Origin of the sequence: Mesorhizobium sp. C120A, from assembly GCF_030323105.1 — a bacterium.
Taxonomy (GTDB): domain Bacteria; phylum Pseudomonadota; class Alphaproteobacteria; order Rhizobiales; family Rhizobiaceae; genus Mesorhizobium.
This window is the reverse complement of the sequence record NZ_CP100476.1, coordinates 3,836,023-3,861,718: the sequence shown is the minus strand read 5'-3', so window position 1 is coordinate 3,861,718 and position 25,696 is coordinate 3,836,023. Positions and strand designations below refer to the sequence as shown.

General features: G+C 62.0%; 22 protein-coding genes and 1 pseudogene. 8 read left to right on the top strand and 15 right to left on the bottom strand.

What is annotated here, in order from left to right; all coding sequences use genetic code 11:
- Window positions 1-10: 10 nt before the first annotated feature.
- Window positions 11-1,072, bottom strand: coding sequence for a glycosyltransferase family 4 protein (locus NL532_RS18730; protein WP_023830061.1), 1,062 nt, complete (start codon window positions 1,070-1,072; stop codon window positions 11-13).
- Between NL532_RS18730 and NL532_RS32410 the strand changes: the two genes are divergently transcribed.
- Together NL532_RS32410 and NL532_RS18720 are read left to right on the top strand one after the other, a co-directional pair.
- Window positions 1,058-1,564 (top strand): DUF982 domain-containing protein, encoded by a 507-nt coding sequence (locus NL532_RS32410; RefSeq protein ID WP_502881979.1) that lies wholly within the window; start codon window positions 1,058-1,060, stop codon window positions 1,562-1,564. The genes NL532_RS18730 and NL532_RS32410 overlap by 15 nt on opposite strands.
- A gap of 185 nt (window positions 1,565-1,749) precedes the next feature.
- A complete protein-coding gene (locus tag NL532_RS18720; protein ID WP_023724403.1) occupies window positions 1,750-1,908 on the top strand; it encodes a hypothetical protein in 159 nt (52 codons plus the stop codon).
- A 599-nt stretch (window positions 1,909-2,507) separates the two neighbouring features.
- On the opposite strand, the pseudogene NL532_RS18715 reads toward NL532_RS18720, so the two are convergent.
- From NL532_RS18715 to NL532_RS18695, 5 genes and pseudogenes are all read right to left on the bottom strand, one after another.
- Window positions 2,508-2,704, bottom strand: a pseudogene (locus tag NL532_RS18715) (hypothetical protein).
- 2 nt (window positions 2,705-2,706) lie between these two features.
- The gene (locus NL532_RS18710; RefSeq protein ID WP_023688550.1) at window positions 2,707-2,892 is read right to left on the bottom strand and encodes a hypothetical protein; all 186 of its coding nucleotides are present in this window, start codon (window positions 2,890-2,892) and stop codon (window positions 2,707-2,709) included.
- 619 nt (window positions 2,893-3,511) lie between these two features.
- A complete protein-coding gene (locus tag NL532_RS18705; protein ID WP_023830062.1) occupies window positions 3,512-4,981 on the bottom strand; it encodes a protein adenylyltransferase SelO in 1,470 nt (489 codons plus the stop codon).
- Window positions 4,982-5,266: 285 nt separating this feature from the next.
- Window positions 5,267-6,643, bottom strand: a complete 1,377-nt coding sequence (locus NL532_RS18700) for an NAD(P)/FAD-dependent oxidoreductase (RefSeq protein ID WP_023706866.1) — start codon at window positions 6,641-6,643, stop codon at window positions 5,267-5,269.
- Between the two features lie 30 nt (window positions 6,644-6,673).
- On the bottom strand, window positions 6,674-7,501 hold the full coding sequence (locus NL532_RS18695) for a DUF2243 domain-containing protein (RefSeq protein WP_286487402.1): 828 nt from the start codon (window positions 7,499-7,501) through the stop codon (window positions 6,674-6,676).
- Between the two features lie 311 nt (window positions 7,502-7,812).
- Here NL532_RS18695 and ctaD point away from each other — a divergent pair, with 311 nt between their 5' ends.
- Entirely contained in the window at window positions 7,813-9,471 is a 1,659-nt protein-coding gene (gene ctaD / locus NL532_RS18690) for a cytochrome c oxidase subunit I (protein ID WP_023830064.1), read from the top strand.
- Window positions 9,472-9,574: 103 nt separating this feature from the next.
- Here the strand turns inward: ctaD and sdhD are convergent, their stop codons facing one another.
- Window positions 9,575-9,964 (bottom strand): succinate dehydrogenase, hydrophobic membrane anchor protein, encoded by a 390-nt coding sequence (gene sdhD, locus NL532_RS18685; RefSeq protein ID WP_027050929.1) that lies wholly within the window; start codon window positions 9,962-9,964, stop codon window positions 9,575-9,577.
- Between the two features lie 537 nt (window positions 9,965-10,501).
- On the opposite strand from sdhD, the gene cphA reads away from it, so the two are divergent.
- Genes cphA through NL532_RS18670 form a run of 3 tightly spaced genes read left to right on the top strand, consistent with a single transcriptional unit; the run spans window position 10,502 to window position 15,119 of the window.
- Window positions 10,502-13,399 carry a cyanophycin synthetase gene (gene cphA, locus NL532_RS18680; RefSeq protein WP_245270412.1) on the top strand — a complete coding sequence of 966 codons (2,898 nt, stop codon included), beginning with the start codon at window positions 10,502-10,504 and terminating at the stop codon, window positions 13,397-13,399.
- Window positions 13,399-14,298: an isoaspartyl peptidase/L-asparaginase family protein gene (locus NL532_RS18675; RefSeq protein ID WP_023830066.1), complete on the top strand. Its 900-nt coding sequence runs from the start codon at window positions 13,399-13,401 to the stop codon at window positions 14,296-14,298. Before cphA ends, NL532_RS18675 begins: the two co-directional genes overlap by 1 nt.
- Window positions 14,295-15,119, top strand: a complete 825-nt coding sequence (locus NL532_RS18670) for a cyanophycinase (RefSeq protein ID WP_023830067.1) — start codon at window positions 14,295-14,297, stop codon at window positions 15,117-15,119. Before NL532_RS18675 ends, NL532_RS18670 begins: the two co-directional genes overlap by 4 nt.
- A gap of 196 nt (window positions 15,120-15,315) precedes the next feature.
- Here the strand turns inward: NL532_RS18670 and NL532_RS18665 are convergent, their stop codons facing one another.
- Both NL532_RS18665 and NL532_RS18660 read right to left on the bottom strand, forming a co-directional pair.
- Entirely contained in the window at window positions 15,316-15,813 is a 498-nt protein-coding gene (locus NL532_RS18665) for a metallophosphoesterase (protein ID WP_023830068.1), read from the bottom strand.
- Window positions 15,810-16,022 carry a hypothetical protein gene (locus NL532_RS18660; RefSeq protein ID WP_023830069.1) on the bottom strand — a complete coding sequence of 71 codons (213 nt, stop codon included), beginning with the start codon at window positions 16,020-16,022 and terminating at the stop codon, window positions 15,810-15,812. The genes NL532_RS18665 and NL532_RS18660 overlap by 4 nt, the downstream gene beginning before the upstream one ends.
- A gap of 912 nt (window positions 16,023-16,934) precedes the next feature.
- Between NL532_RS18660 and NL532_RS18655 the strand changes: the two genes are divergently transcribed.
- Window positions 16,935-17,759 (top strand): SIR2 family NAD-dependent protein deacylase, encoded by an 825-nt coding sequence (locus NL532_RS18655; RefSeq protein WP_023745098.1) that lies wholly within the window; start codon window positions 16,935-16,937, stop codon window positions 17,757-17,759.
- 129 nt (window positions 17,760-17,888) lie between these two features.
- Here NL532_RS18655 and NL532_RS18650 read toward each other — a convergent pair whose 3' ends face one another.
- The 3 genes from NL532_RS18650 to NL532_RS18640 all read right to left on the bottom strand — a co-directional run bounded on the left by NL532_RS18650 (window position 17,889) and on the right by NL532_RS18640 (window position 20,113).
- Window positions 17,889-18,956, bottom strand: a complete 1,068-nt coding sequence (locus NL532_RS18650) for a M42 family metallopeptidase (protein WP_023672671.1) — start codon at window positions 18,954-18,956, stop codon at window positions 17,889-17,891.
- A gap of 47 nt (window positions 18,957-19,003) precedes the next feature.
- Window positions 19,004-19,432 (bottom strand): GFA family protein, encoded by a 429-nt coding sequence (locus NL532_RS18645; RefSeq protein WP_050591035.1) that lies wholly within the window; start codon window positions 19,430-19,432, stop codon window positions 19,004-19,006.
- 69 nt (window positions 19,433-19,501) lie between these two features.
- Window positions 19,502-20,113 (bottom strand): ATP-dependent Clp protease proteolytic subunit, encoded by a 612-nt coding sequence (locus NL532_RS18640; RefSeq protein ID WP_023672669.1) that lies wholly within the window; start codon window positions 20,111-20,113, stop codon window positions 19,502-19,504.
- A 445-nt stretch (window positions 20,114-20,558) separates the two neighbouring features.
- On the opposite strand from NL532_RS18640, the gene NL532_RS18635 reads away from it, so the two are divergent.
- Window positions 20,559-21,959 carry a Do family serine endopeptidase gene (locus NL532_RS18635; RefSeq protein ID WP_023707500.1) on the top strand — a complete coding sequence of 467 codons (1,401 nt, stop codon included), beginning with the start codon at window positions 20,559-20,561 and terminating at the stop codon, window positions 21,957-21,959.
- A 183-nt stretch (window positions 21,960-22,142) separates the two neighbouring features.
- Here the strand turns inward: NL532_RS18635 and NL532_RS18630 are convergent, their stop codons facing one another.
- The 3 genes from NL532_RS18630 to NL532_RS18620 are packed head-to-tail and all read right to left on the bottom strand — an operon-like array spanning window position 22,143 to window position 25,657.
- A complete protein-coding gene (locus tag NL532_RS18630) occupies window positions 22,143-23,108 on the bottom strand; it encodes an ABC transporter permease (RefSeq protein WP_023682464.1) in 966 nt (321 codons plus the stop codon).
- 3 nt (window positions 23,109-23,111) lie between these two features.
- Window positions 23,112-24,116: an ABC transporter permease gene (locus NL532_RS18625; protein WP_023693472.1), complete on the bottom strand. Its 1,005-nt coding sequence runs from the start codon at window positions 24,114-24,116 to the stop codon at window positions 23,112-23,114.
- Window positions 24,113-25,657 (bottom strand): sugar ABC transporter ATP-binding protein, encoded by a 1,545-nt coding sequence (locus NL532_RS18620; RefSeq protein ID WP_023830072.1) that lies wholly within the window; start codon window positions 25,655-25,657, stop codon window positions 24,113-24,115. The genes NL532_RS18625 and NL532_RS18620 overlap by 4 nt, the downstream gene beginning before the upstream one ends.
- Window positions 25,658-25,696: the final 39 nt, after the last annotated feature.

Here is a 25,696-nt window from a genome sequence, read left to right as displayed (position 1 = left end):
CCGCCGTCGTTCACGACGCTTTCGATTCAGCCGGGGCGCCGATGAGACGCGCATAGGCAGTGAGATAGTCGCGCGCCATCCTGTTGGCGGAGAACCGACTTTCGAAGACGGCGCGCACCTTTCGCCGGTCGAGCTGCAGCAAGGCCGGCACTGCGGCGACCGCGGCATGGAGAGAATCGACGACAAATCCGGTGACGCCATGGTCGATGACTTCCGGCAACGCACCGCAGTTCCAGCCGATGGTTGGCGTACCGCACGCCATCGCCTCGATCGCGGCAAGGCCGAACGGCTCGGGCCAGTCTATCGGAAACAGGAGACCAGCGGCATTGCCGAGGAATTCAGTCTTCTCACCCTCGGCGATCTCGCCGACATAGTCGATGCGGTTGCCATCGATCAAGGGCTCGATCGTCTCATGGAAATAGGCGCGATCATCGTCGCCGATCTTGGCCGCCAGCTTGAGCTTCATGCCCGACCGCAAGGCGATGTCGATGGCCCGGTCCGGCCGCTTATCGCGCGAAAGCCGGCCGAGAAAGGCAAGGTATGGTTCGCCCGCCGCCGTCTCGAAGGTCGGCTGATAGAGACCCGTCGGCAGCCCGTGATGGATGGTGGCCAGCCAATTGGCATTCGCAAGCCCGGTCTTCTGGCTGTGTGAGATCGAGACCAGCGGAAAGCGCGGAAAGCGCTCATAGGCCGGCGCCAGATCGACATAATCGAGCCGGCCATGAGGCGTCGTCACCGTCTTGTCCGGCATGGTCTCGAAGAACGAGAAATGCAGGAAATGGCTGAGATGAAAATGAATGATATCAAAGTCGTGGGCTCGGTTCCTCACATCGGCAAGCATCGCAAGATGCGCCGCCGTGTCCGATTTCAGCGGACGCGGATCGAGGCGCAGCGCGCGTTCGCGTCCTGGTATCAGTCTGGCCGACGTCCGGCTGTCGCCGCTGGCGAACAGCGTCACCTCATGGCCGAGTTCGACCAGCCCTTCGGTCAGATAGGAAACGATGCGCTCGGTGCCGCCATAGAGAAGGGGCGGCACCGATTCGTGCAAAGGGGCGACATGGGCTATCCGCATGGTTTGAACGTGTCCCTCAAGGCAATCACGAGAGCGAAATGCATCAGCCGGCCTAACGTTCCGGACAAAAGCGGTCGTCGGCAACCCAAGCCCACCGGCGCAGATTTTTTTGCAATAAGCGGAACAAACGCGCTATCCGCGAATTTAGTAGGGTTGGTCCGCGCTGCGGCCGACCAGGGAGAGAACAAAATGGACCGCTTGCATTTCTTTACGCCCGTGCGCATTGCGCGCGGGCAGGGACACCCCGTCGAGGAAGTCGATAGCGTTGCCGAAGCGATGGTCTTTTTGCAGAAATGGCCATTGGGACGGCGTGGGCCTGTGTATCAATGCGCCGTGAATTGCTGCTCCGCGGCCCTGTCGGGCAGAATGTCGGCCGAAGCAGCCAGGAAGGCGTTTACGGGCTTTGCCCGCATCACCCGGCTGCTCGATGATGAGATGGCCCTGCCGATGGGCGGCGAAAGCATGGCGGAAGTCCACGCGCTGAGGCGCTAGGCGCCGGTCCAGCAATTTGGCTATTGAACACCCGGGCTTTGGCGGCGCGGGCATCATCTTTTTCGCACCGGAGTATTCCGGCGCGGCCCTTCACCTCATGGGCCACACTGTGCTTTCATGCGGCGTTTCGCATGACCGGTGGGTGACGACCATCGACGGGCGGTCCGAACGTGGAGGGGTAGACAATGCCGAAACTGATCCTGGGAACACTCGGCGCTATCGTCATCGCCCTCATCTGGGCGGTCCTTGCCAGTTTGATGGGCGCGCCATCGATCGTGATCACGGTCGGCGCGGTCGCCATCGGGGCCGGCGTCTACACCTACGTCGACCGACGCTCGACTTGACGCGTCCCCGGTCTGCCGCGCGCTCGACCAATTGCACGCCGGGTTGATGCGCGCGGCAGCCGCGGCGGGCATTCTTCAAGGATGAGCTTGCTGGCCGCATAGAGAGCCAAGGCGCAGACAGGGCGCCACACGTCGGACCGGGCTCCGCGAGAACTTGGGAGAGATCGTCAAAGATCTTTCAATCCGGCCAATGTAGATCGAAACGGCGAATCTGTGGATTTCCGGTGGAACATCGTCGCCTCGAAACACTTCGGGCGTTGCACTGCCCCATCAGTGCACGTTCCCTTGTTCTGTTGGAACTGGCCGGCTGCCGAAAGGTGGCCGGCTTTTTTGTATATTAGCGGAACCTGAAATTACGGGGCTTGTTCTGCATGCGGCAGCGAGCCCCTCGCTGCTGGTCGAGGGCCGTAACCCTTGGCCGGGCCCGCATCGCTCCGCCAGTGGTGCGGGCCCACGGCCTCCGGTTTTTCCGGGCGTCTCGACTCGCTGATCCTCACCCTGGTCCGGCTAATGCATGTCACTCAAAAAAAGGCTCGGTTGTGAGACAATGACATGCACACGCGGCGCGCTTTAGCACAATCATTCACAAAGCCGTGGGTTCAACTGTTGCTACCCTTCTTGGGATTGTGCGAATGATGACTGTCCTTTTCACCGCCACCCCCTGAAACTCGGCTTTTGGATCGACGGTCTTCATCCGCCGGGGTTTGTTGACCTGCAGGGGTTTTCTGGCGTTCTCGTGCGATGCGCCTGGCCCGCCCTGCCGGATCGTGTTCGGGTGTTTCTTCGATGTGGACATGATCACCGATCCTGCTGACGGCCCTGATGAGTGGTGTTGACCTTGGTGTTGGCTTGCTGCCCTTGGCGCTCCGGATCCGGCGCTCCGTGAGTGCCGTGCTGGGCATCATCGTGGCTAACCTGTCGCCCTTCTCCTCGACCCTTCTGGCTCTGGTTCTCAGGCGGCACGGGCGGCATTTTGCTCGACATCTGCATCTCCTTGGGTTGGCATCGTGACTCAAAACCGTGATCGTGGGGGGAAGTTCCGTCTGCTTCGTCAGCACCTGTGCTTTTCGGTGCCGACGGAATCTGACTCCCAACGCGGATTTCAAGGAACGGCAGCGGCCCGCCCGCGTCGCCCCGCCAGTGGTGCGGGCCTGCAATATAAATCCTAAGCCTGGGCTGCTATCGCAGTTTATTGCGAGCTTCCGGCGACTTGCGTAGCGGGCTTCAGTGGCGACCGAAATACAGTGCTTGACCACGTTGCTGACATGATCGCTGACCAGCGCGGTGTCGCGCCTGGATCGCGGCAGCAGCCTCTGGTCCGATCTGCCTGCAGCTGATGGCAGCTAAAACGACGTCAAAAGGCCTAAGCCTCTTTGATCGCCCTCGCTGCTCGCACGAGCGATGACCAGTCAGCTCCCATGGCTGCGACAAGGTTTCGAGCATCTTCGTCTGATATTCCGGTACGGTCTACGAGCTTCCGTGCCAGCAATTCGAATGCCAATTCTATGATCGTCATAGCTCAGCCCCTACGAGAGTACCCGTGACGATAGCTTGCAAATGGGTCTTCCGCATTTGCACATGTTAAGCGACCATCACGAATGTCTCAGGTACCGCAGAATGTCTGCAGGACGCGCTCATCCGGGCGTGGCGGCTCAGCATAGCGTTCCATTCCCGGCTGCTCATCGAAGGGACGGCTGACGACTGCCAGGATCTCCTCGAACAGTGTGAAGTCGCCGCCCAACGCCGCCTGGATCATCGCCTCGATGCGATGATTGCGGGGGATGAATTTGGGATTGACCGATTGCATGGCAGAACGGCGCGTGGCCGTGTCGCCCTCGCTTGCGATGCGCTGGCGCCACCGCGCCGACCAGGCATCGAATGCACCTGGATCCTTAAACAACTGCCGCGCCGTGCCTTGGCCGTCCGCAGCGTCGAGGTCATCGCCCAGGCGCCGGAAGCCGAGCGTAAAATCCGCTTCGCCGCGAGCCAGCACATCCAGAAAGTCGGCAGCGAGCTGCAAGTCGCCTTCCGCTTCGGTCAGCAGTCCGAGTTTTCTGCGGAAGCCGCGCTGCAACACAGCCTCATAGGAGGCCTGGAACGACCTCAGCACCTCTTCCGCTTCAGACACTGCTTCATTCTCGTCCGTGCTCATGAGCGGCAGCAGGGTCTCGGCAAAGCGCGCAAGGTTCCATGTGGCGACACGAGGCTGGTTGGCATAGGCATAGCGACCGGCGCGGTCTATCGAACTGAACACCGCGCTGGGGTCATAAGCGTCCATGAAGGCGCATGGGCCATAGTCGATCGTCTCGCCCGAGATCGACATGTTGTCGGTGTTCATGACGCCATGGATGAAGCCGACCAGCATCCAGCGCGCCACCAGGTCCGCCTGTGCGGCGACAACGGCCTCCAGCAAAGCGCGGTAGGGCCGTGCTTCCCCCGCCAGCTGTGGGAAGTGACGCTGAATGGCATAGTCGGCCAATATCTTGAGCGCCTCGGTGTCGTGGCGCGCGGCGAAATATTGGAACGTGCCGATCCTGATATGGCTTGCCGCCACCCGCGTCAGGACGGCGCCGGGCAGCCGGACCTCGCGATAGACCGGGTCGCCGGTGAGCACCGCCGCAAGGCTTCGCGTCGTCGGAATGCCGAGCGCCGCCATCGCTTCGCTGACGACATATTCGCGCAGGACAGGGCCGAGTGCGGCGCGGCCGTCACCGTTGCGCGAGAACCGCGTTGGTCCCGATCCCTTCAGCTGGATGTCACGGCGAATGCCGTTGACGTCCACCACTTCGCCAAGAAGCAGAGCGCGCCCGTCGCCGAGCTGAGGCACGAAGTTTCCGAACTGGTGGCCCGCATAGGCCAGAGCGATTGCCTGCAAGCCTTCCGGAAATTTGTTGCCGGCCAGCATCGCCACTCCATCCGGGCTGGTAAGCAGGTCGGCATCGAGCCCGAGTTCCTCGGCGAGGGGCCGGTTGAACCGGATCAGCCGCGGTTCGGATACCGGCTTCGGATGTGTTTGCGCGAAGAAGCGCTCCGGCAGTTGCGCATAGCTGTTGCTCAGGGCAGGAAGCCCCATCTGAATGACCGGGGTTTGTTCAGCAGTCGCAGGTGACGTCATGACGAGCTGTCTCTGAAGAGGAGGGGTTCAACAGATCCCGTTTCGAGGAGCCTGTGTTCATTTGTTCATATAGGGACGCAACGTCGTTGGTGCCATCCGGATCCATCAGGCCGGCACCGGATACAAGCTGGGAACCACCCGCCTCAACTATCGAGGTTCGGGCTGCCGTGGGACGACGGGCCGTGGCGGAATCCAGAGCTGACCCCCGCATCGCCACTGTCTCCGAACTGAGCACCCGGCAATCTAGTCAGTGCGGGCGTGCAATGCCGGGGCGGCGTCTGCCTTGGTTGGCAGCGGCTCTCTCGGGGCCGCTCCCGGCGACGATGTCGAACCCGGTTCGACTCGCTCCTCGGCGATGAGCCGGGCGCCACGCTCATAGGTCAGGTAGCGCCAGAGCCACTGGATCGAGACCTGAACGCGGTGCTGAAAACCGACGAGCAGGTAGACATGGATGAGCGCCCAGGCAGACCAGGCGAACCAGCCTTTCAGTTTCAGCCTGCCCGATTCGAACACGGCAGCGTGGCGGCCGACAATGGCCGTGTTGCCTCGATTGCTGAAGACAAAAGCGGGCAGCGTGTCGCCAGCATCTATCCGGCGTGCCAGTGCCTTGCCGAGGTGCTCGCCCTGCTGCTTGGCGACCTGGGCAAGACCAGGCAATGGCTGGCCGTTCCCATCGACGACCAGTGCGACGTCGCCAAGCGCGAAGACATCGGGATGGCCGACGACCTGCAGGTCGGATTCGACCTTCACCCGACCGCCGCGGTCGAGCCCGACACCAAGCTGGGCGGCCAGCGGAGAAGCCGCCACCCCGGCGGCCCAGAGCGTCAAGGCCACCGGGATCACCTGGCCGCCGACGGTGATCTGATGCGCTTCGATCGCCTCGACCCGGTTGCCGAGCGCGACCTCGACGCCCAGGCTTTCAAGGCGCAGACGTGCATATCTGGAAAGCTCCGGGGCGAATCCGGCGAGCAGACGCTCGCCGGCTTCTACCAGTATGATCCTTGTCTTCTCGGGCCGGATGTTGCGGAAGTCGCGCGCCAGTGTGTGCCGGCTGAGTTCGGCGATCGAGCCCGCCAGTTCGACACCGGTCGGGCCGCCGCCGATAATGGCGATCGTCATCAGCCGGGATTGCTCGACTGGATCGGTGGTCCGTTCCGCGTGCTCGAACGATAGCAGCAGCCGTGACCGGATCGTGCGCGCGTCCTCGATGGTCTTCAAGCCGGGACAAACCCGAGCCCAGCTCTCCTGGCCGAAATAGAATGGCTGCGAACCGGTGGCCAAGACCAGGATGTCGTAGGGGACCGTGGTCCCATCGGCCAGCACCAGTATCCTGGCTTCGGTGACGATCTCGGTGACATCGCCGAAGAGGACCTGAACCGAGGGATAGCGGCCCAGGATCTTGCGGATTGGCTCGGCGATGTCAGGCGCCGACAAGGCGGCGGTTGCAACCTGATAGAGCAAGGGCTGGAACAGGTGGTGATTGTGGCGGTCGATGATCGTCACCCCGATTTCCGCCTTGCCGAGCGCCTTGGCAACCTCCAGACCGGCAAAGCCTCCGCCGACCACGACGATGCGCGGTGTCAGGCTCCGGCCGTGGCTGCTCTCGGTGGCGAATTGCATGCTTGATACTCCCCTATCCCTGTCCGGAAGTCATAGCCTGGCAGGAGTGCCTCGCTGCTGGCTGGAGCTACTGCTCACTCCGGCGGCATCGGTCCAGGCAAGGCATCCGGCAATGACAGGCGTCGTGCTGACCACAAGGGCGCCGCGCGCGTGAAGGGCTACCAACCCGCGCCATGAGACGCGGTCGACCGCCCAGATGGTGCCGCTGGCGTCGACCCATTTGAGATGGGCGTCGGCGACTTCAACGGCCCGCATCATCGCCGCCGGTTCCATCCCGGCCCGAAAGACGATGATGGAATTGGCGGCACCGTTGAAGAACGGGCCGGCGCCGGCTGCCAGTCCCGCAAGCAGGACGATGCTGGTCAGCGCTGCCGAAGCACCGCGTGCCGGTCCGCCGCGGTTGGGCAGCACCAGCACCAACACAAGCGGCACGATGCCGAAGATGACCAGCCACGCAATATCCCAGGCGAGCGGCAAGTCGCTGTTCATCTTGATCCGGTGCAGACCCAGCAGCCAGTGAAACACGACGGCATCGACGACATGCCAGACGCCGAACCCGGCGAAGGCGAGCCGCAGGATCTCCGTGGTGGTCCCGGGCCGCGCGCCGGCCGCCCTCGCGGCCACCAGCAGCACCGTGCCGGCGACGGCGAGCACATACATGAAAAGATGGAAGAGGCCGTCGGCCATGATCTGGAAGCGCAGGTCGGAACCCACCGGATCGGCGACGCCCGAGAGAAGATGATGCCATTGCAGGATCTGATGCAGGACGATGCCGTCGAAGAAACCGCCGAGCGCGAAGCCGAGCAGCAGCCAGCCGGCTCGCGTTCTCGGGTCGAGTGTCGCGGTGATCGCGTCCATGTCAGGACCACCGGCTCCAGGCCGGGGCGTTCAGTTGCCTGGGCACCGACATGTCCGGCGGCGTGGGGTCATGGAGACCATGACGCGCCTCGAGCCAGAAGGCGGATATCAGCCCACCAACCACCGTCGTCAGAACCAGGGTCGCAGCAATTATCGCCAGCATGGACGTCGATCCTCAGCCGCGCAGGGTCGGCCGCGCGGAACCTAACCGCGGCTTCCGTGGAATGTTCCTACCGCCGGTTCGGTGGAGGGAACAATCAAGTTCCAGCACGGTTCGATGCTGGCGACGGACGGCTCAAGCGGAGAAGGTCATGAACGAATATACGGCGGCAGATCCGGACGGTCTCGACAGCCACCAGCCGACCGGCATCACCCGATGGCTGTTTTCGACCAACCACAAGGACATCGGCACACTCTATCTGGTCTTCGCTTTCATCGCGGGGGTGATCGGCATGCTCTTGTCGGTGAGCATGCGAATCGAGCTGCAGCAACCCGGGATCCAGTTTTTCCCCGGACTGGCGTCGATGATCTATGGTTACCAGGGCGACGCGGCGATCGACGCCGGCAAGCAGCTTTACAACGTCTTCACCACGGCCCACGCGCTGATCATGATCTTCTACACTGTGATGCCCGCCCTGATCGGCGGCTTCGCCAACTGGATGGTTCCGATCATGATCGGCGCCCCCGACATGGCCTTCCCGCGCATGAACAACATCTCGTTCTGGCTGCTGCCGCCGGCATTGATGTTGCTTTTATTGTCGATCTTCATGCCCAGCGTCCCCGGCGGCTATGGCCCTGGGACCGGCTGGTTCCTGTACCCGCCGCTGTCGACCTCCGGCCATCCCGGTCCCGCCGTGGATCTGGTCATCCTGTCTCTGCACATTGCGGGCGCCTCCTCGATCCTGGGAGCCATCAACTTCATCACCACCATCTTCAACATGCGCGCGCCGGGGATGACCCTGCACAAGATGCCCCTGTTTGTGTGGTCGATCCTCATCACCGCCTTCCTGCTGCTGCTGGCTCTGCCGGTGCTGGCCGGCGCCATCACCATGCTCCTGACCGATCGCAATTTCGGAACCACGTTCTTCGCGCCGGACGACGGAGGCGACCCGCTGCTGTACCAGCATCTCTTCTGGTTCTTCGGCCACCCGGAAGTCTACATCATGATCCTGCCGGCGTTCGGCATCGTCAGCCAGGTGATCTCGACCTTCTCGCGAAAGCCGATCTTCGGGTATCTCGGGATGGTCTACGCAATCGTGGCGATCGGGGTGATCGGCTTCGTCGTCTGGGCCCACCATATGTACACCAGCGGGATAGGCCTCGACACGCAGCGCTACTTCACCTTCGCCACGATGGTGATCGCAGTGCCGACCGGGATAAAAGTGTTCTCCTGGATTGCAACCATGTGGGGCGGTTCGGTCAGCCTGCGGACGCCGATGCTCTGGGCCCTCGGCTTCATATTCCTGTTCACCGTAGGCGGGGTGACGGGCGTTCAACTCGCAAATGCCGGCCTCGACCGTGAACTGCACGACACATACTTCGTCGTCGCGCATTTCCACTACATACTTTCACTGGGAGCGATCTTCGGCATCTTCGCGGGCTGGTATTACTGGTTTCCGAAAATGACGGGATATCTCTACAATCCGCTTCTGGCTGGGGTCCATTTCTGGACGACCTTCGTCGGCGTGAACCTCGTCTTCTTCCCCCATCACTTCCTTGGATTGGCGGGCATGCCGCGTCGCTATGTCGACTATCCCGACGCATTCGCCGGCTGGAACATGGTGTCCTCGTATGGATCGTACCTGTCGGCCGCGAGTGTCGTGATTTTCCTCTTCGGCATCTTGGAAGCTTTCTACCGGCAAAGAGCCGCCGGCATGAACCCATGGGGGCCAGGAGCTACCACATTGGAGTGGGAGCTGACCTCTCCACCCCCTTTCCATCAATGGGACAGGCTGCCGCAAATCAGATGAGGCCGGGTTGTCGAACTCCTTTGCGCAAGCCAGCCCGGTTCGCCGCTGAGGCGAACTTCAGCCTGCCGGTGGCAGACGTTGGCTGCAGCTGAGAACCGGATCGCTATCTGAAGCTGATTAACAGCACAGCGAACAAGCTTGCGAGCGCGACTGCCCAGCAGAATAACCAATTGGCGATCAGAAGAAGCGATTTGAGCACGGTGGCATGGCAGTAATCTTCGATGATCGATTGCATTCCAAGCCGCATGTGAACGCAGCTTACGAGAATGAAGCCAATAAGGGCTGGCGCGACATAGATCGATCCTACGACGCTGAGGACGGCGTCTCGAGGCTCACCGACCAGCATTATAACGACCGCGACGATGTAAATGACAAGGATCAACAGGGCAGCAGATGTCAGCCGCTCCAGCATGAACGTTTCGGTTCCGTGTTTCGCCGATCCAAGGCCCCGCACTCGAGCTAGCGGAGTTCTGATTGAGGGTCTGTCAGCCATGGCGTTTCCCCAAAACTACTTGGTTGCCTTGCGCGCAACTCAAGCTGTTGCTGTTTCGATGCCCGGGCCGTCGGTGCCGACGGATAGTGGGCAAGCACGGTCTCCAGTCGAACAAGGCGGGCTTTGTGGGCGTTCAGTTCGTATCCTGAACGCCATCCAATTTGCCTGGGTCTGCCATCTCTGCATAGCTCGCTTTCAAGCAGCGAGATACGAAGGCGGACCGCGTCGATCTCCTTGACGAGCGCGGCCTTCACCGGTTTTCGACTCTGCATGGCTGTAGTTCCGGTGCAAGGATGGTTCCAAACCTGACGCGTCTGGAAATGTTCCCGGGTGCCGAAGGCGTGCTGAAGATTAATGCCTCAGTGCTGGACCCGCACAATGGGTCGCCATGAGCTAAAGCCGGGCACTAGCTCAACGGGCGCGATGTGCCCGGCGAATGCTTGTGAAAACGAGCGAATGCCTGGCCCGCCTCGTCCCGAGAGATAAGTAGCCCTCAGAACAGCGACCGCACGTGGCCGAGATGACCAGAGGGTGTTCTTGGGCCAACATATGTTAACGGCCACTTTTGTTTCTCTCTCCTGCAAAAATATTTGGGCTGAAAGGCCGGGAACTAACCGATCCTCCGGATGTTGCGGAGTTAATCAGGAGAAACGGACTATGTCGGACAAAGAAATTCATCGGGGCGCCTCGCGTTTTCGCCCTATCCGCGTCGTGGACGCCCGCGTGTTTCGCGGGCCGCACCTCTACAGTATGACGCCAATGGTCCAGATTCGGATCGACCTCGGAGCCCTTGAGGCGTTCCCGACAGACAAACTGCCCGGGTTTTCCGAACAAATCGTCCGACTGTTGCCCGGCCTTGCGGGCCATGGCTGCAGCTATGGCGCCGCCGGCGGCTTCGTCCGCCGCATGCAGGAAGGAACCTGGCTCGGCCACGTCGTCGAGCATGTCGCCCTGGAACTGCAGAGCATGCTCGGTCACCGGGTAACACGAGGAAAGACACGGTCGGTCAAAGGCAGTCCCGGCACTTACAACGTCATGTTCGCCTACAAGGATGAGCTTGTCGGGCTGCTCGCCGGACGCGTCGCGCTCGAACTGGTGGACAGCCTGCTGCCGGCCAATCTGCATGGTGTCGAGGGGCTCGGCGACATTGCGGAAACGCAGGGGCCATTCGAGTTCGCAGCCAGGCTGCAGCAGCTCAAGCTTCTGGCCGCCGAGCGTGCCTTGGGGCCTACGACTGCTTCCTTGGTGCGCGAGGCCGAGAGGCGAGGCATTCCGGCGGCGCGGATCGACGACAGCAGCCTCGTGCTGTTTGGTCACGGAAAGCATCAGAAGCGCATCCGCGCCAGTTGCAGCGACCTCACTTCCGAGATTGCGACCGAGATCGCCTCGGATAAGGACCTGACCAAATTCCTGCTGCAACAGGCCGGCCTGCCGGTGCCACGCGGGGAGCTGGTGCGATCGGCGCAGGACGCAGTCGCGGCGGCAGCACGGCTGGGCTACCCCGTGGTCACCAAACCACTCGATGGCAATCATGGAAGCGGCGTCAACATCGGTCTGGCAACAGAAGACGACGTCCGCTGGGGTTTCGAACAGGCGCGAGAACACAGCCGCAGCGTTATCGTCGAGCAGCATTTCGTCGGCTCGGATCACAGGATCCTGGTAATCGGCGGAAAGGTGGTGGCGCTTGCCGAGAGGGTTCCGGCCCATGTGGTCGGCGATGGCCGGAGTTCTGTCGCCGAGCTCGTCGAGGAGACGAACCGCGACCCGCGGAGGGGAGAGGGCCATTCCTCGGTATTGACCCGCATCGAGATCGACGAATGCGTCGAGCATTTCCTGTCAAAATCGCAGCTCGCCCTGGCGAGCGTTCCAGCGCCGGGCCAAATGGTGCTCTTGCGGCCCACCGCCAATCTCTCCACCGGTGGGACCGCGATCGACCGGACGGAAGAAATCCATCCCGAAAACGCGCTGATCGCCAGGCGGGCGGCACAGATCGTCGGTCTCGACATTGCCGGGATCGACTTCGTCTGTCCCGACATCTCACGGCCGGTGAGCGAAACCGGCGGCGGCATCATAGAGGTGAATGCCGGTCCTGGCTTTCGCATGCATCTCGAACCCTCGTCGGGGCGCGCCCGCAACGTCGCACGGCCCGTGCTCGATCTTCTCTTCAAAGGCGGCAAGGACGGCCGGATTCCGATCTTCGCGATCACGGGAACCAACGGCAAGTCGACCACTGCCCGGATGCTGGCGCACATCCTGCAGGCGAATGGGGCAACCGTCGGGCTCACCTCCACCACCGGCGTCTACTTGAACGGCGAGCGGATCATGACAGGGGACTGCTCCGGTCCGCAGAGCGCCAGGATCGTGCTGCGCGAGCCGGGTGTCGATGTCGCGGTGCTGGAATGTGCGCGCGGCGGCATCCTGCGCGAAGGGCTTGCCTTCGATGCATGCGATGTTGGCGCCGTTCTGAACGTCCACGGCGATCATCTCGGGCTGAGGGGCATCGACACGATCGAGGACCTGGCGGAGGTGAAATCGGTCGTGGTCGAGTCCGTCCGCCGCGGGGGATGGAGCATTCTCAATGCCGACGACGTCCATACGTCCGCAATGTCGCGAGATGCCGGCGGCAGGATCTGCTACTTCTCGCTGGCGAGCAGGAGCGAGTGGCCCGGTTTCTTGCGCAGCCACCTGGCGGAAGGCGGCCGCGCCGTGACGCGGGAGCCCAGCAGCGACGGCTGGGACATTTTCATCCACGAGGATGGGGAATCGATGTTCCTGATGAGCGTCGACGAAATTCCCGCGACCTTCGAGGGTTCTGCCGAATTCAACGTTGCCAACAGCCTGGCAGCCGTCGCCATGGCGCATTGCCACGACGTTCCGGCGGCAACGATCCGGGCGGCGCTGGCCGAGTTTGGCACCTCGTTCGAGCAATCTCCCGGTCGCCTCAACGTCTTCGACGGGCATGGTTTCCGCACGATCGTCGACTATGCGCACAATCCGGAAGGGCTGAAGGCGCTCGGAAAGCTCGTTTCCCACATGAGGCGCGGCTATCAGCGCACGATCGGCTTGGTCGCCATACCCGGTGACCGCCGCGATTGTGATATACGCGAGATGGGCGCGATCGCTTCGCGGATATTCGACGTCATCGTCTTCAAGGAGGATGAGCAGGAGCTGCGCGGCCGAGCCCCCGGAGCGATCGCCGGCTTGCTGCGGGAAGGTGCCTTGAACGCCGGCTGCGCCCCAGGCCGCATTCACGCCGTCTGTCCCGAGAAGGAGGCCGTCGACGTGTGTCTCAGGCTTGCTCGGGAGAACGACCTTGTCGTGCTCACCGTCGACGACGTTGAAGCCGTGTGGCGGCAGGTAACCGGCTTCGGAGGCGCGACGCCTTCGAGGGGAGGGCCCGATCAGACCCATATTCGCCATCTGAGGGCTGGCTGATGTGGTCGCTGATCCTGCACGGCGGCGCCAAGGAGATCCATCCGCAAGAGGAGGAGGCGCATCGCAACGGATGCATCGAGGCGCTCGAGGCAGGTCGGGCCGTCCTGGCCGGCGGCGGAACGGCGGTCGATGCCGTGGAAGCTGCCGGTCGCGTCCTCGAGGCCGACCCGACATTCAATGCGGGATATGGAAGTGCCCTCAATTCGGACGGCGAGGTCGAGATGTGCGCTGGCCTGATGGAGGGCAGGGACTTCAATGTAGGTGCCGTCGCAGTGATCAAGGGCGTGCGCCATCCAATCAGTGTCGCCAAGGCCATGCTGCATGAGGAGCCGATCCTGCTGGCGTCGGAGGGGGCCCGGCGTTTCGCCGCCGACAAGCAGCTGGAACTTTGCGATCCGGCGGATTTGATCACGTCGCAGCAGCGCGACGCCTCCAGCAAGTCTGAGGCGAAGGATACGATCGGTGTGGTTGCCCTGGATCAATACGGGGACATCGCCGTGGGCACTTCGACCGGCGGACTGGACGGCAGTGCTCCCGGTCGTGTGGGGGATTCTCCGCAACCCGGCTGCGGCTATTATGCCGACAACCGGTTGGGAGCCGTCGCCTTCTCGGGAGACGGTGAGCATATCGCGCGAAAGGCTCTCGCGGCCCGTGTCATGCAGGCACTCTCGGCGCGGCAGGCATTGTCTTCGGGACAGGCTGAAGGCGGCCTGGAGCAGGTGCTGAATCCCGCGCTCAAGGAAGTCGAGGCGATCGGCGGCGAAGCCGGAGCCATCGTGCTTACCGCGACCGGCGTGTCTGGATGGGCGCATAACAGCAGGGAGTTCGCAGTCGCTTTCATGACCAGCGAGGACAACCACCCGCACGTTTTCCTGCGCAAGAAAGACGTGGGCAAATGACCGACAAGAAGAAAAAACGATCCTCGAACGGTAAAGCCGGAACGCTCGTCATCATCGGCGGCCACGAGGACCACGATGGCGATCGTGTCATCTTGAAGGAGGTAGCGAGCCTGGTTCCGAACGGCCGCCTGGTGCTTGCCACCATCGCGTCTCATGAGCCGGATGGCTATCTCGAGAAGTATCAGAGGTCCTTCGGTGAGTTGGGCATCAAGGATGTCATCGAGCTCTACGTCAACGACCGCCTCGAGGCAGCTCATGAAAAGAAAATAAGTGCGCTTGCAGACGTGAGCGCGGTGTTCTTCTCCGGCGGCGACCAGCTCCGCATCACCAGCCAGATCGGCGACACGCCCATCGACGAGCGGGTGCACGAAATCTATGAAGCCGGAGGCATCATTGCCGGCACCTCCGCGGGCGCGTCGGTCATGAGCGACACAATGATGGTGAAGGGGCCGAACGCAGCGTCCTTTCGGATCGGCCACATTCGCATGGCGCCGGGACTGGGCCTGTTGCCGAATGTCATTATCGACCAGCACTTTGCGGAACGTGGCCGCATTGGGCGGCTCATCGGGGCGGTGTCGCAGAACCCGCGCGTCCTCGGCATCGGCATTGATGAAGACACCGCGATCGTGGTGAAGGGCGAGATGTTCAAGGTCATTGGCAGCGGCGCTGTCTATCTGGTCGATGCAGCCGGCGTGACCCATTCCAACATCGCGGAAGGTGAGCCTGATGCCGCCCTTTCCATCCATGATCTGAGGGTTCACGTGCTGAGCTCAGGCGACGCGTTCGATCTCGCGCTACGACGGCCGGTGGGGATTCCTTAAGACTTCGCCGCACTCAAGCTGATGGTGTGGCGCGGTCCGCGTACCGTGAAAACCGTATATATGAGGCAGTTCTCCCATTTGAAGTCGCCCAACCAGGATTGTCGCGTTGTTGCGGGCCCGGCAGGATTACAGACGGCCTCTCTCGGCTCGAATCCCGCAAAGCTGAAGACCTTCGCTCACCCGGCGTTCTGCCGGGCTAGCCCCGGCGGCGACTGGCCTGAATGGCAGCAAAGGTTACCGGACGAAACCCCCATGCGTCGACGCCGACATCATGCTGGCGCGTCATCGGCTTCAGACGACCGTGCGAATGACCGTGCAGGTTTACCGATCTCTTGCCGATCTGGTTCCAGGTGCGAAAAGGATAGTGACACAGAACCAGCAAGCTGCCCTCGACAAGAAGCTCCATATAGTGGTGCACGCTCGCCCAGGCCGGGTCAGCAATGGTGGCAGCGCCATCATTGTTGCCAATTATCAGGTGCTTGGACCCGTTAAGAGACGACAGCAGTGAAGAGACGGTCTCGGCTGGACCCTTGGCGAAATCGCCGAGGTGCCAGACCTCGTCGTTCGGGCCAACCGTTTCGTTCCAAAACGCAACCAGCGCCTGGTCATGCTCGACCAACGAGGCGAAGGGACGCCGGTCGAGGCGCAGAATGCGCGGATCGTTGAAATGCGTATCGGAAGTGAAGAAGATCATGCGCCGCGGCCGGCTGCGATGCGCGATTGGCGGTCACCTCTAACTGCCGGAGCGCTCTCGGCTTCATCATCGATCCCGATCGGGGCTTCCTTGAGCATCTTGAGTGCCTCTTCCTTCGTAAGGCCGCACTTGCGCGCGAAGTAGAGCGCCTCGATCGCCTTTTCGCGATCCGCCGTGGATTTTGCGTGCTGTTTGGGCTTTTTGCCCATCGTTCTCTGCCACCTTCCGAGGCCACCAAACCATCACAGTGCCGCGTTGTTCCCGTGCATGGGCTGACCTGCCGGACTGCGCGAATGCCGATGTCGCCGGCACCGCGCGAGCCCCCGGACAGCGCGTATATCAGCCGGCTCGCGACAACGGTGGAGCGACTCCAACCCCGACAGCGTGAATTCAAACGAAAGCCCGCGCCGTGGGAGGGGCCGGCGCGGGCGATCGGGCTACCGATCTTGCAGCGCGGGGGTCGACCGCTGCATGGCTCGAACTGTGCAAGCGAGCATTTGTTCCGGGCCGCATGCAAAGCATCGGCGTTCTCATTGCATCCTGGGGGACACAACCAGCATTTCGCTTCAGTCCGCCGCCGATGTGGGAGGATGAATACCGCCTTGCGCTAATTCGTCCGCCCTGGACGAAACCAACCGCGCATTGAGCGCGTAGCTTCGGCGATTTAAAACACCTCCACTGGAATATTTCCGGGCGCATGGAACATCTCCGGTCGCTGATGTTTAGGCCGGAATGACGATGATCTCTGTTCTTACAATGATTTACTCTCTCGCCATCTTTATCGGCGCGAAGCGGCGCAACCTCTTGGTGAATGCGAAACTCGATAGAGTTTTGCGAAATATGGCTGGCGCAGAACTGAATCAACGTGGCCAGTAAACCGCAACAGCGCCGGTTCCAGTTCACAGCCAGTGTCCTCGCGGCCGCTACCTCGGTTCGGGTGGCAAGCGGCTCGGCAGGACTGCAAGGGCCGCCCCCTCTGGGCTGGCTGGTGCGTGGTCGACCCGATTTCGTCGATGAGGGCGGAGCACGCTGGCTCGAATTGGGGAGCCGCGTCCACGATCCCCGCACCGGGGCACGCACCTTAGGTCCGGCCCACGCGAGTGGCTTCGGAGGACCTATCCATGAACGATGATGATCCTATAGATTCGCTCGCCAATGCAATTCGTCATCGCAGCGCAATTTTGTTTGTGGGGGCGGGGGTATCGATCAGCGTCGGACTTCCGTCTTGGGAGAAACTCATCGAGCGAATGGCAAAGGAGCTCGGCGTCGACGATGAATTTTCCACGCGACGCGATCGTTTTCAGACCTTGGCCGAATACTATCGGATCAAGCATGGCAGTATCGGACCACTTCGCAGTTGGATGGACAGAAACTGGTCTGTCGCCAAGGAACGGATTGAGAAATCGGAATTGCACCGACTCATCGTGACGCTCGATTTTCCCGTCATCTATACGACGAACTATGACCGGAACCTGGAACTCGCTTTTGAAATCCACGGTCTAGAGTACGTGAAAGTGGCCAACGCACGGCACGTTGCGCAGGCCCGTCGAGGCGTAACGCACATCGTGAAATTTCACGGCGACTTTGACGAGGACTCTTCCCTTGTCCTCACCGAAACCGACTATCTTGACCGCCTGTCCTTCAATTCTCCCCTTGATGTCCGCTTTCGCTCCGATGCTCTCGGCAGCACGATCCTGTTCATTGGCTATAGCCTCTCCGATCCAAACATCCGGCTGCTGTTGCACCGGCTTTGGCAGACCTGGCACCGGTCTGGATATGAGAAAGATCGTCCCCCTTCGTTCATCTTCATGCCCAGCCGCAACCCTGTGGAGGAGGCCGTGCTTGGGCGCTGGGGTATTTCGGTGCTCGTTGGCGCAGGTGATGATCCTGAAGCCGGTCTGACGGACTTCCTCAGGCGTTTGGTGGAAGCGGTGGGGGTGACCTGAGGCGCGCTCCCCAGTGGACTGCAGTTGGGTTTTCTCAGGTGCGCGGTGACCGACGCACCAGGCGGTGGCCGACAGGCACCAGATCAGCGACTGTTGGAGCTAGGACTTCCACAATCAATCCCGCCGCGATCATCTTGGCGTGAAGTCGATCTCCGGCGTCAATTGCCGGCAATATGCACAAACAAGGTCAATCGTCGTTTGCACATCATCCAGGCAAACAACTTCGGACGGGGTATGCATGTAACGCAAAGGCACGGAGAGCACTCCACTTGCGACGCCGCCTCGGTTCTGCTGCATGACACGCGCGTCGGTAGGGCTTGAGCTGCCCACCGCCTGAAGCTGATAAGGTAGGCCCTCTTTCTCGGCCACCGACTTCAGCAGATTGAACACCACCGGGTTGGTGTTCGCGCCTTGAGTGATTGCCGGCCCTTTCCCAAGGTCCAGTTTGCCCTGATCCTCGGCGCGAGCGCGCGGATAGTCCATCGCCACGCCCATATCGATTGCGAGGCCGGTTCGAGGTGCGATGTTGAACGCTGAGGTCATCGCGCCTCGGGACCCAATTTCCTCTTGAACCGTACCCAGGATATAGAGGCCCACGCCGGGGTGAACGCCTCCCTCCTCGGAGAGGCAGCGCAGGACCTCGGCGCCGATGAGGAGGCCAACCTTGTTGTCGAACGCTCGTCCGACAGCAAGGTTGCCCTGTAGCGCCGCAAACTCGCCGTGGATAGTGACCGCGCTGCCGACCTCTACGACCTTCAACGCTTCCTCTCGCGAACTCGCGCCGATATCGATCCATAGTTCCATCAGCGAGGGAGTTTGAGACGTGTCAGAGGCTTTGAAGGTCTGGATTGCTTTGCGACCTACGACGCCCAGGATCGGCTCCTTGCCGTGCACCCAGACACGCTGGCCGATTTCAGTGGCAACGTCCGTTCCACCTATGGTGCTGAAGAAAAGAAAGCCGTCATCGTCGATGTAATGGACGATGAAGCCGACCTCATCCATGTGCCCGGCATACATGAAGCGCATAGACGCCTCAGGATTGATGATCGCCGTGACATTGCCCATGACGTCCGTCGTCAACCTGTGGGCATACGGACGAACATACTCGCGGAAAAGCTCCGCTACGGGTTGCTCAAAGCCGCTCGGCGACGGGGTCGCCACAATTTCCTTCAAGAACTTGAGTGATTCATCGCGCATCAAGCTGACTTTCACGGTTCAAGGGGTGGAGGGCCATTCGAGCATGGTCATACTCGTCGGGCTTCGCGCCAATTTTGGCCTTCTTCGGTGCGATCGCCCGCGAATTGGTCAGCCCAAGGCAGGTTGTGGAGCCAGGCTTCGCGCCGGGGGGTCCAAAGCTCGTATGTCGGGAGAAGGTCGTTTGGCGCATCGTCGAGAGTGCCGGTCATGATCTCGGCTTCGTCGTCGCGGAGATTCACCACGCGCGACCCGCATGCCGGACAAAAACCTCTGCCGTTGAACGCCGCAAGCTCGCCCTTGCACTGGTAAGCCGACCGTGGCCACACGGCAAAGGCACTGTAGGTGCTGCCGCTGGTTCGCTTGCAATCCTGGCAATGACACAAGCCAACGCGCAACGGCGCGCCGGCAACAACATACCTCACAGACCCGCAAAGACAGCCGCCGGTCCGCTCTATCTTGTCAACCTCGTCGTTCATGGTCGCCGCCGACATGAGTGAGGGGAAACGTGTTGGACTCCGCTCTGCCGTTTCCATCGAGGCATCAAGTTAATGGGCAATGTCTTCAACAAGGCCTAGCTCCAAAGCTCTTGCTGCCATCAGGTAGCAGCTGTTCAGGGCATGGTCGCGCAGCTCTTCCAGCGATGTTCGAGAACCTTGGACGAGATCGGCGAACCCTTCATTCTCGAGTCGCTCTGCCGTTTCCAACAGCGCAAGTTGTTCGCGAACGATCTGAAGACAGCTTCGAATTGGTCCATTCAGAACCAAGTCTTTCTCAAGCCTTCTTTCATGAATCAGCAGGACTGCTTGCGGGCAAAGGAACCTGCAGGCTTTCGGGAAAGCGGCAAGGACCGTTACCCCGGCAGAGTAAACCGTATTCTTGCCAATGATGTAGCCGTTGCGGCCCGAGTGTTTCAGAAAAAGTTTGAACTCTAGAGCTAGACGTCGCGCGCCGTCGGCGTCGCCTCCGGGCGTGTCGATTTCAACGTAGAGATCGTCTTCCCCGGAACGCACGGCTTTCAAATCGTCCAAGGCTTTGGTGACGACAGTGTCATCAATCAAGCCGTGTATACGCAAGTTTGGATCGAACAAAAGCCGGTGAAGGTCTGGAGCGGGCGGCGGGGAGACGGTGTGTTCGGCTGACTGGGGCAGCAGGTCCATATAGGCATCCTCATTATGGGGGCCGAACTTAGTTGGTACCCTTTTGTTCCCTTGAGGGAGTTCGAGCGGTGGTGATCACAGCCGCGTCTCTCGGCGGCTGTGGAGCTCCCTCTTTCATTGCAGATCCTTTTCGCACCAGGCCCGGTAGAGGCACCTCAGCCGCTAGGTTGGCTCCATCGGCATATCGGGCATTTGCCGGAGCTGACGCAGTCGCTTTGCTGATTTCTGCCACGTCCGGGACCAGTCCTGTGGACGGTTGAACTCAACGGCCTCAATGGTTCCCGGCTGCTGCCTTCCGGACCCCCGCGGTCGGGCTATTTTTCCTGGCCGTGCCATTTTTCCGGGGGGCTGAAACAAACAGCTTTGTTGGCAGTTCTAGCGTCCGGAGCACCGGCTCCGCGCGGCGCGGCCGAGCGGCCGGGGCTGTCCGGCAGGAGGTCCAGCAATGTCTCACGATATGCAAAGACGATTTGCAACGCGCTTGATCGCGGTTGCGCTGATGCTCTCGGCCAGTGGCGTGGCGCCTGTCCTGGCCCAGGATACCCCGACCGACTTCACAGCGATCATCCAGCAGAAATTGCCGGCCGTGGTCGCGATCACGACCCGGGAGGTTGTCCAGGACCAGACGACGGCGGGCGACTTTACAAGTCCGTTCGACGGCCAGGGCCTCGGACCCGTTCAGCCGCAGGTGAGGGAGGCGCTTGGCTCCGGATTTGTGATCAGTGCCGACGGCTACATCGTCACCAACAACCATGTCGTTGCCGATGCGACAGAGATCCATGTCGTATTTTCCGACAAGGAAACGGCGCCGGCGCAATTGGTCGGCCGTGACCCCGCCACCGATATAGCGGTGCTGAAGGTCGACCCGCGGCCCAACATGACCACGACCAAATGGGGTGACTCGGATGCAATGCAGCCGGGCGCATGGACAATCGCGATCGGCAGTCCCTTCGGGCTCGGAGGGACTGTCACTGTCGGCGTTCTTTCGGCCCGCTCGCGAGACATTCAAGCCGGGCCGTATGACGATTTTCTCCAGACGGACGCGTCGATCAATCGAGGCAACTCGGGCGGTCCGCTGTTCAACGCACGTGGCGAGGTGATCGGCGTCAACACCGCCATCGTCTCGCCGTCCGGCGGCAGCATCGGGATCGGGTTTGCGGTGCCATCGCGCACCGCCCAAAGCATCGCCGACCAGTTGATCAGAACCGGCCGGATCGAGCGTGGCTTCATCGGGGTCCGCCTGCAGGACATCACGCCGTCGCTGGCTGAGGCCCTCGGGATGAAAGATGACAAGGGCGCGCTGGTTGCTTCGGTCGAGCCCGGCAGCCCGGCGGAGAAAGCCGGCTTGAAGCCGGGTGACGTGATCACCCGGTTCAACGGCAAGGGCATTGAGGGTGTCCATGACCTCACGCTTGCGACGGCTAGCCAGAAGCCTGGCAGCAAGGCCACTCTGACACGGAGTAACGGCGGAAAGGACCAGGAGATCGCGCTTGTCATCGGTGAGCGCAAGGATGCGGAGGTGAAGACCGGCGCTGTTCCCGACAAGAAGTCGGCGGCCGAAGGCCTCGGCCTATCCCTCAGCCCGATTCCGGATCAGGCGCGTCAGCAGCTAGGCATCAAATCAGGAACAACCGGCGTCTTCGTCGTGGAAGTGGTTCCCGATGGCCTTGCCGCCCGGAGCGGATTGCAGCCCGGCGATGTCATCATATCGGCCAACAATCGCCGCGTGACGGAGCCTTCGGATATCGTCGAGGAGTGGGCGAACTCTCGCCGGCAGAGCAAGCCCATCCTGTTTCGGCTGGAAAGGCAGGGGCAGTCCGTGTTCGTGGCGGTCGCCGGGAAATGACCGTCTCCAGGACGGCCATGTGACTGCACCAGGATCCGCTTGCGGATCCTGCTCCAAGGGTGTCGGACCCCAGGTGCACCGGGGAAGCATCGCCGCAGAAAGTCTGCGGGATGCGCTCATCGGCCGGGTGCGCAACGCGCACTGATTCTGCGGCGCCATCGTGCTCGAAGGCGCTCGCCATCCTCAGGCAGTTTCGCGCCTTGCCGTAAGCCGTGCCTGGAGAAGGACGACGACGAGCAAAAACAGCCCGCGGATCACCGACTGCCAGTAGGCTGACAGCGAAATCCAGCCCATGCCGTTTTCGAAGTTCAGGACGTTGAAAAGGATGCCGAGCAACAGCACGCCGGCCAGCGTGGTCAACACCGAGCCAGAGCCGCCGGTCAGCAGCGTCCCGCCCACGACGACCGCTGCGATGGCAAACAGTTCCCAGCCGACGCCCTCGATCGGCTGGCCTGCGCCGAACTGAGAAGCGAGGACGACGCCGGCGAGCCCGGCCAGGCACCCGCTTGCGACATAGACGAGAAATTTGACGCCGTCCGTGCGCAGCCCCATCAGCCGCGAGGCATCCTCGCCGCCGCCGATGGCCAGCACCGTCCGTCCCGTGCTGGTGTAGTTCAGGACCACTGAGCCGACGGCATAGGCAACCAGGGCGATGACTGCCGGAATCGGGAAAATCCAGAAATTCCCTTGGCCGATGGCGGTGAAACCCGAATCGTAAGACACCGAAACGGTCTGGTTGCCGGCCAGAAGCAGCGCCGAGCCGCTTGCGGCCAGCATGGTGGCAAGCGTGGCGATGAAAGGCATCAGGTTGCCGCGCGTAACCAGGAGCGCGTTGATCAGCCCGGCTGCCAGGCCGGCGCCAACGCCCGCTGCAAGGCCTGCCACGATGCCGTGCGGGCTCGCCAGGGCTGACGCGACGCTGCCCAAGGCGGCGACGGAGCCGACGGACAGGTCTATGCCGCCGGTCATGATCACGAAGCACATGCCGAGCGCGACGAGCGCGAACATCGAGTTGTAGCGCAGAACGCTCATCACGTTGAAGAGGCCGAGGAAGCGGTCGTAGCGCAGGAATCCGAACAGGACGAGGGCTGCAAGCGCGATGACGACACCGTAAGTGCCGATGATGCGAACCAGTCTGGCGCTGTTCATGGATTACACCCGGTGTTGCTGCTGCAGCCAGACGGCGAATGCGATGATGCCGGCCTTGACGACGAGCGCAGCGGCGTCGGGTACGCCATTGGCGAGCAGCGTGTAGCGCACCAACTGGATGGTCAGTGCGCCCAGCAGGGTGCCGATGATTGTGGCCTTTCCGCCACTCAACAGCGTGCCGCCCACCGCGACCGCCGCGATGGCGTCGAGTTCCATGCCCAGCCCCACGAGATTGGCGTCGCTGGAGGAGTTGATCGCAATGACGACGAGACCGGCTAGCCCCGCGCACAGGCCGCTGATCGCATAGACAGCGAGCTTGATCCTCGATACGGCGATGCCGGCGAGTTCAGAGGCCTTTTCATTGCCGCCGACCGCCAGGATGCTTCGCCCGAACACCGTGCGGTGAAGGGCCCAAGCGGCCACCGCAACCAGCACGGCCATGATGATGACCTGCGCGGGAATGCCGAGCGGGCGGGCAAGTCCGATCCACTGGAATTGCGGCACGCGGAAGGTCTGCAGATTGCCGTTGGTCATGACCTGCGCGATCCCGCGCCCGGCGATGAACAGCACGAGCGTTGCAACAATAGGTTGGATGCGGAAACGCGAGACCAACCAGCCATTGAACAGCCCGAACAGGCCGGCGACGAGGATCGAGGCAATCATCGCGACGGCTACCGCCAGATAGATGTTTCCGACCGGGAAGATCGTGCCCATGAAGATCATCGGCGCCAATGCGCCGGAGATCGCCATCAGCGAACCAACCGACAGGTCGATGCCGCCGGTGGCGATCACCAGGGTCATCCCCACCGCGACGATCACAATCGTGCAGACCTGGGTTAGGTTGACGTTGAGTGTCTGCAGCGTCGCGAAATTGCGCGTATAGGCAAGGTTGAAGACCACCAGCAGCACAAGCGCGATCACCGTGCCGTAGCGCGCCAGGAAACCGAACACATCAAAGCGGCGGTTTCCAGCGTCGTTGGCTGCGGATGGTGTGGCCAGATCGCTCACGCTGCCTCCTTCGCCGCGCCGCCATGCGCCATCGCCGCGAGCACGTCCTCCTCGTCGGCTGCCTGGCCTTCCAGTTCGGCCACCCTCACTCCTTCGCGCAGCACGAATATGCGGTCGGCTCCTTCCATCACTTCCTCGAGTTCCGAGGAGATCATCAGCACGCCGAGCCCGTCATCGGCAAGCTTGCGGATGAGGCGCTGGATCTCGGCCTTGGCCCCGACATCGATGCCGCGCGTCGGCTCATCGAGAATGAGCAGCTTCGGGTTCATTGCCAGCCAGCGGGCAAGCAGCACCTTTTGCTGGTTGCCGCCCGACAACTCGCGGACCTTCTGGTTAGGCCCCGAGCATTTGATGTCGAGTTCACGAATGAAGCGCTCGACGATCTCCTTCTGCCGGGCCTCGTTCAGGATGCCATTGCGGCTGATTTTCGGCAGCAGTGCCAGTGTTATGTTCTCCGCGACGGTCATTTCCGGCACGATGCCCTCGGCCTTGCGGTCCTCAGTGCAGAAGCCCATCCCTGCGGCGATGGCATCGGCGGCACGTGCGGGATGGTAGGACGCGCCCTCCATCGTCATCTCGCCTGCGCTCCGGCGGTCGGCGCCGAATACGAGGCGGGCTGTTTCGGTGCGGCCGGCGCCGAGCAAGCCGGCAAAGCCGGCGATCTCGCCGCGGCGCAGGTCGAAGCTCACGTCACGCACCAACTGGCCGGCCGCCAGCCCTTGCGCGGTAAACAGCACATCACCGATCGTCGACCGATCGCGCTCGCCGAACGCGGTTGCGTGGCCTTCGACGGCTGCGACGTCGCGGCCGAGCATGGCCGCGACCAGCTCCAGCTTGCCGATGTCGCTCATCGCCGCGCTTCGCACCGTGCGGCCGTCACGCATGATCGTGACCCGGTCGCAGACCTCGTACAACTCGTCGAGCTTGTGGCTGACGAACAGAACGGAGACGCCGTCGGCCTTGAGCTGACGGATAACGCTGAACAAGACCGAGACTTCACGCTCGTCCAGCGAGGAGGTCGGCTCATCCATGATCACGAGGCGGGCGGAAAAGCCGATGGCTCGGGCGATCGCCACCATCTGCTGCGTGGCGGTGTTGAAATCGCTGAGCGGGCGGCGCACGTCGATGCCGATCGAGAAGCGGCTGAGCAGGCGCCCGGCTTCCGCATGCATCGCGCTCCAGTCGAGCAGGCCGCGGCGGCGCTTCTCGCGTCCAAGGCAGATGTTCTCGGTCACCGAGCGCAGCGGTACGAGATTGATCTCCTGGTAGATGGTGCTGATGCCGCTGACCTGCGCCTGATGCGGAGACCCAACTTCGAACGGCTTCCGTTCGAACAGCACCTGCCCCGCATCCCGGCGGTAATAGCCGGTGAGCACCTTGATAAGTGTCGATTTGCCCGCACCGTTCTGGCCGATGAGTGCGTGGATCTCGCCCGGAAGAACCTGGAGCGAGGCATCGGCCAGGGCAGGGATGCCGGCAAAACGCTTCTGGATGTCACGCATGTCCAGGAGCAGCGCGGCTTGGTCCGGCTGAGCGGTCATCGTCAAACTCCCAAACCCTACCCGCCGGAGCGGGTAAGG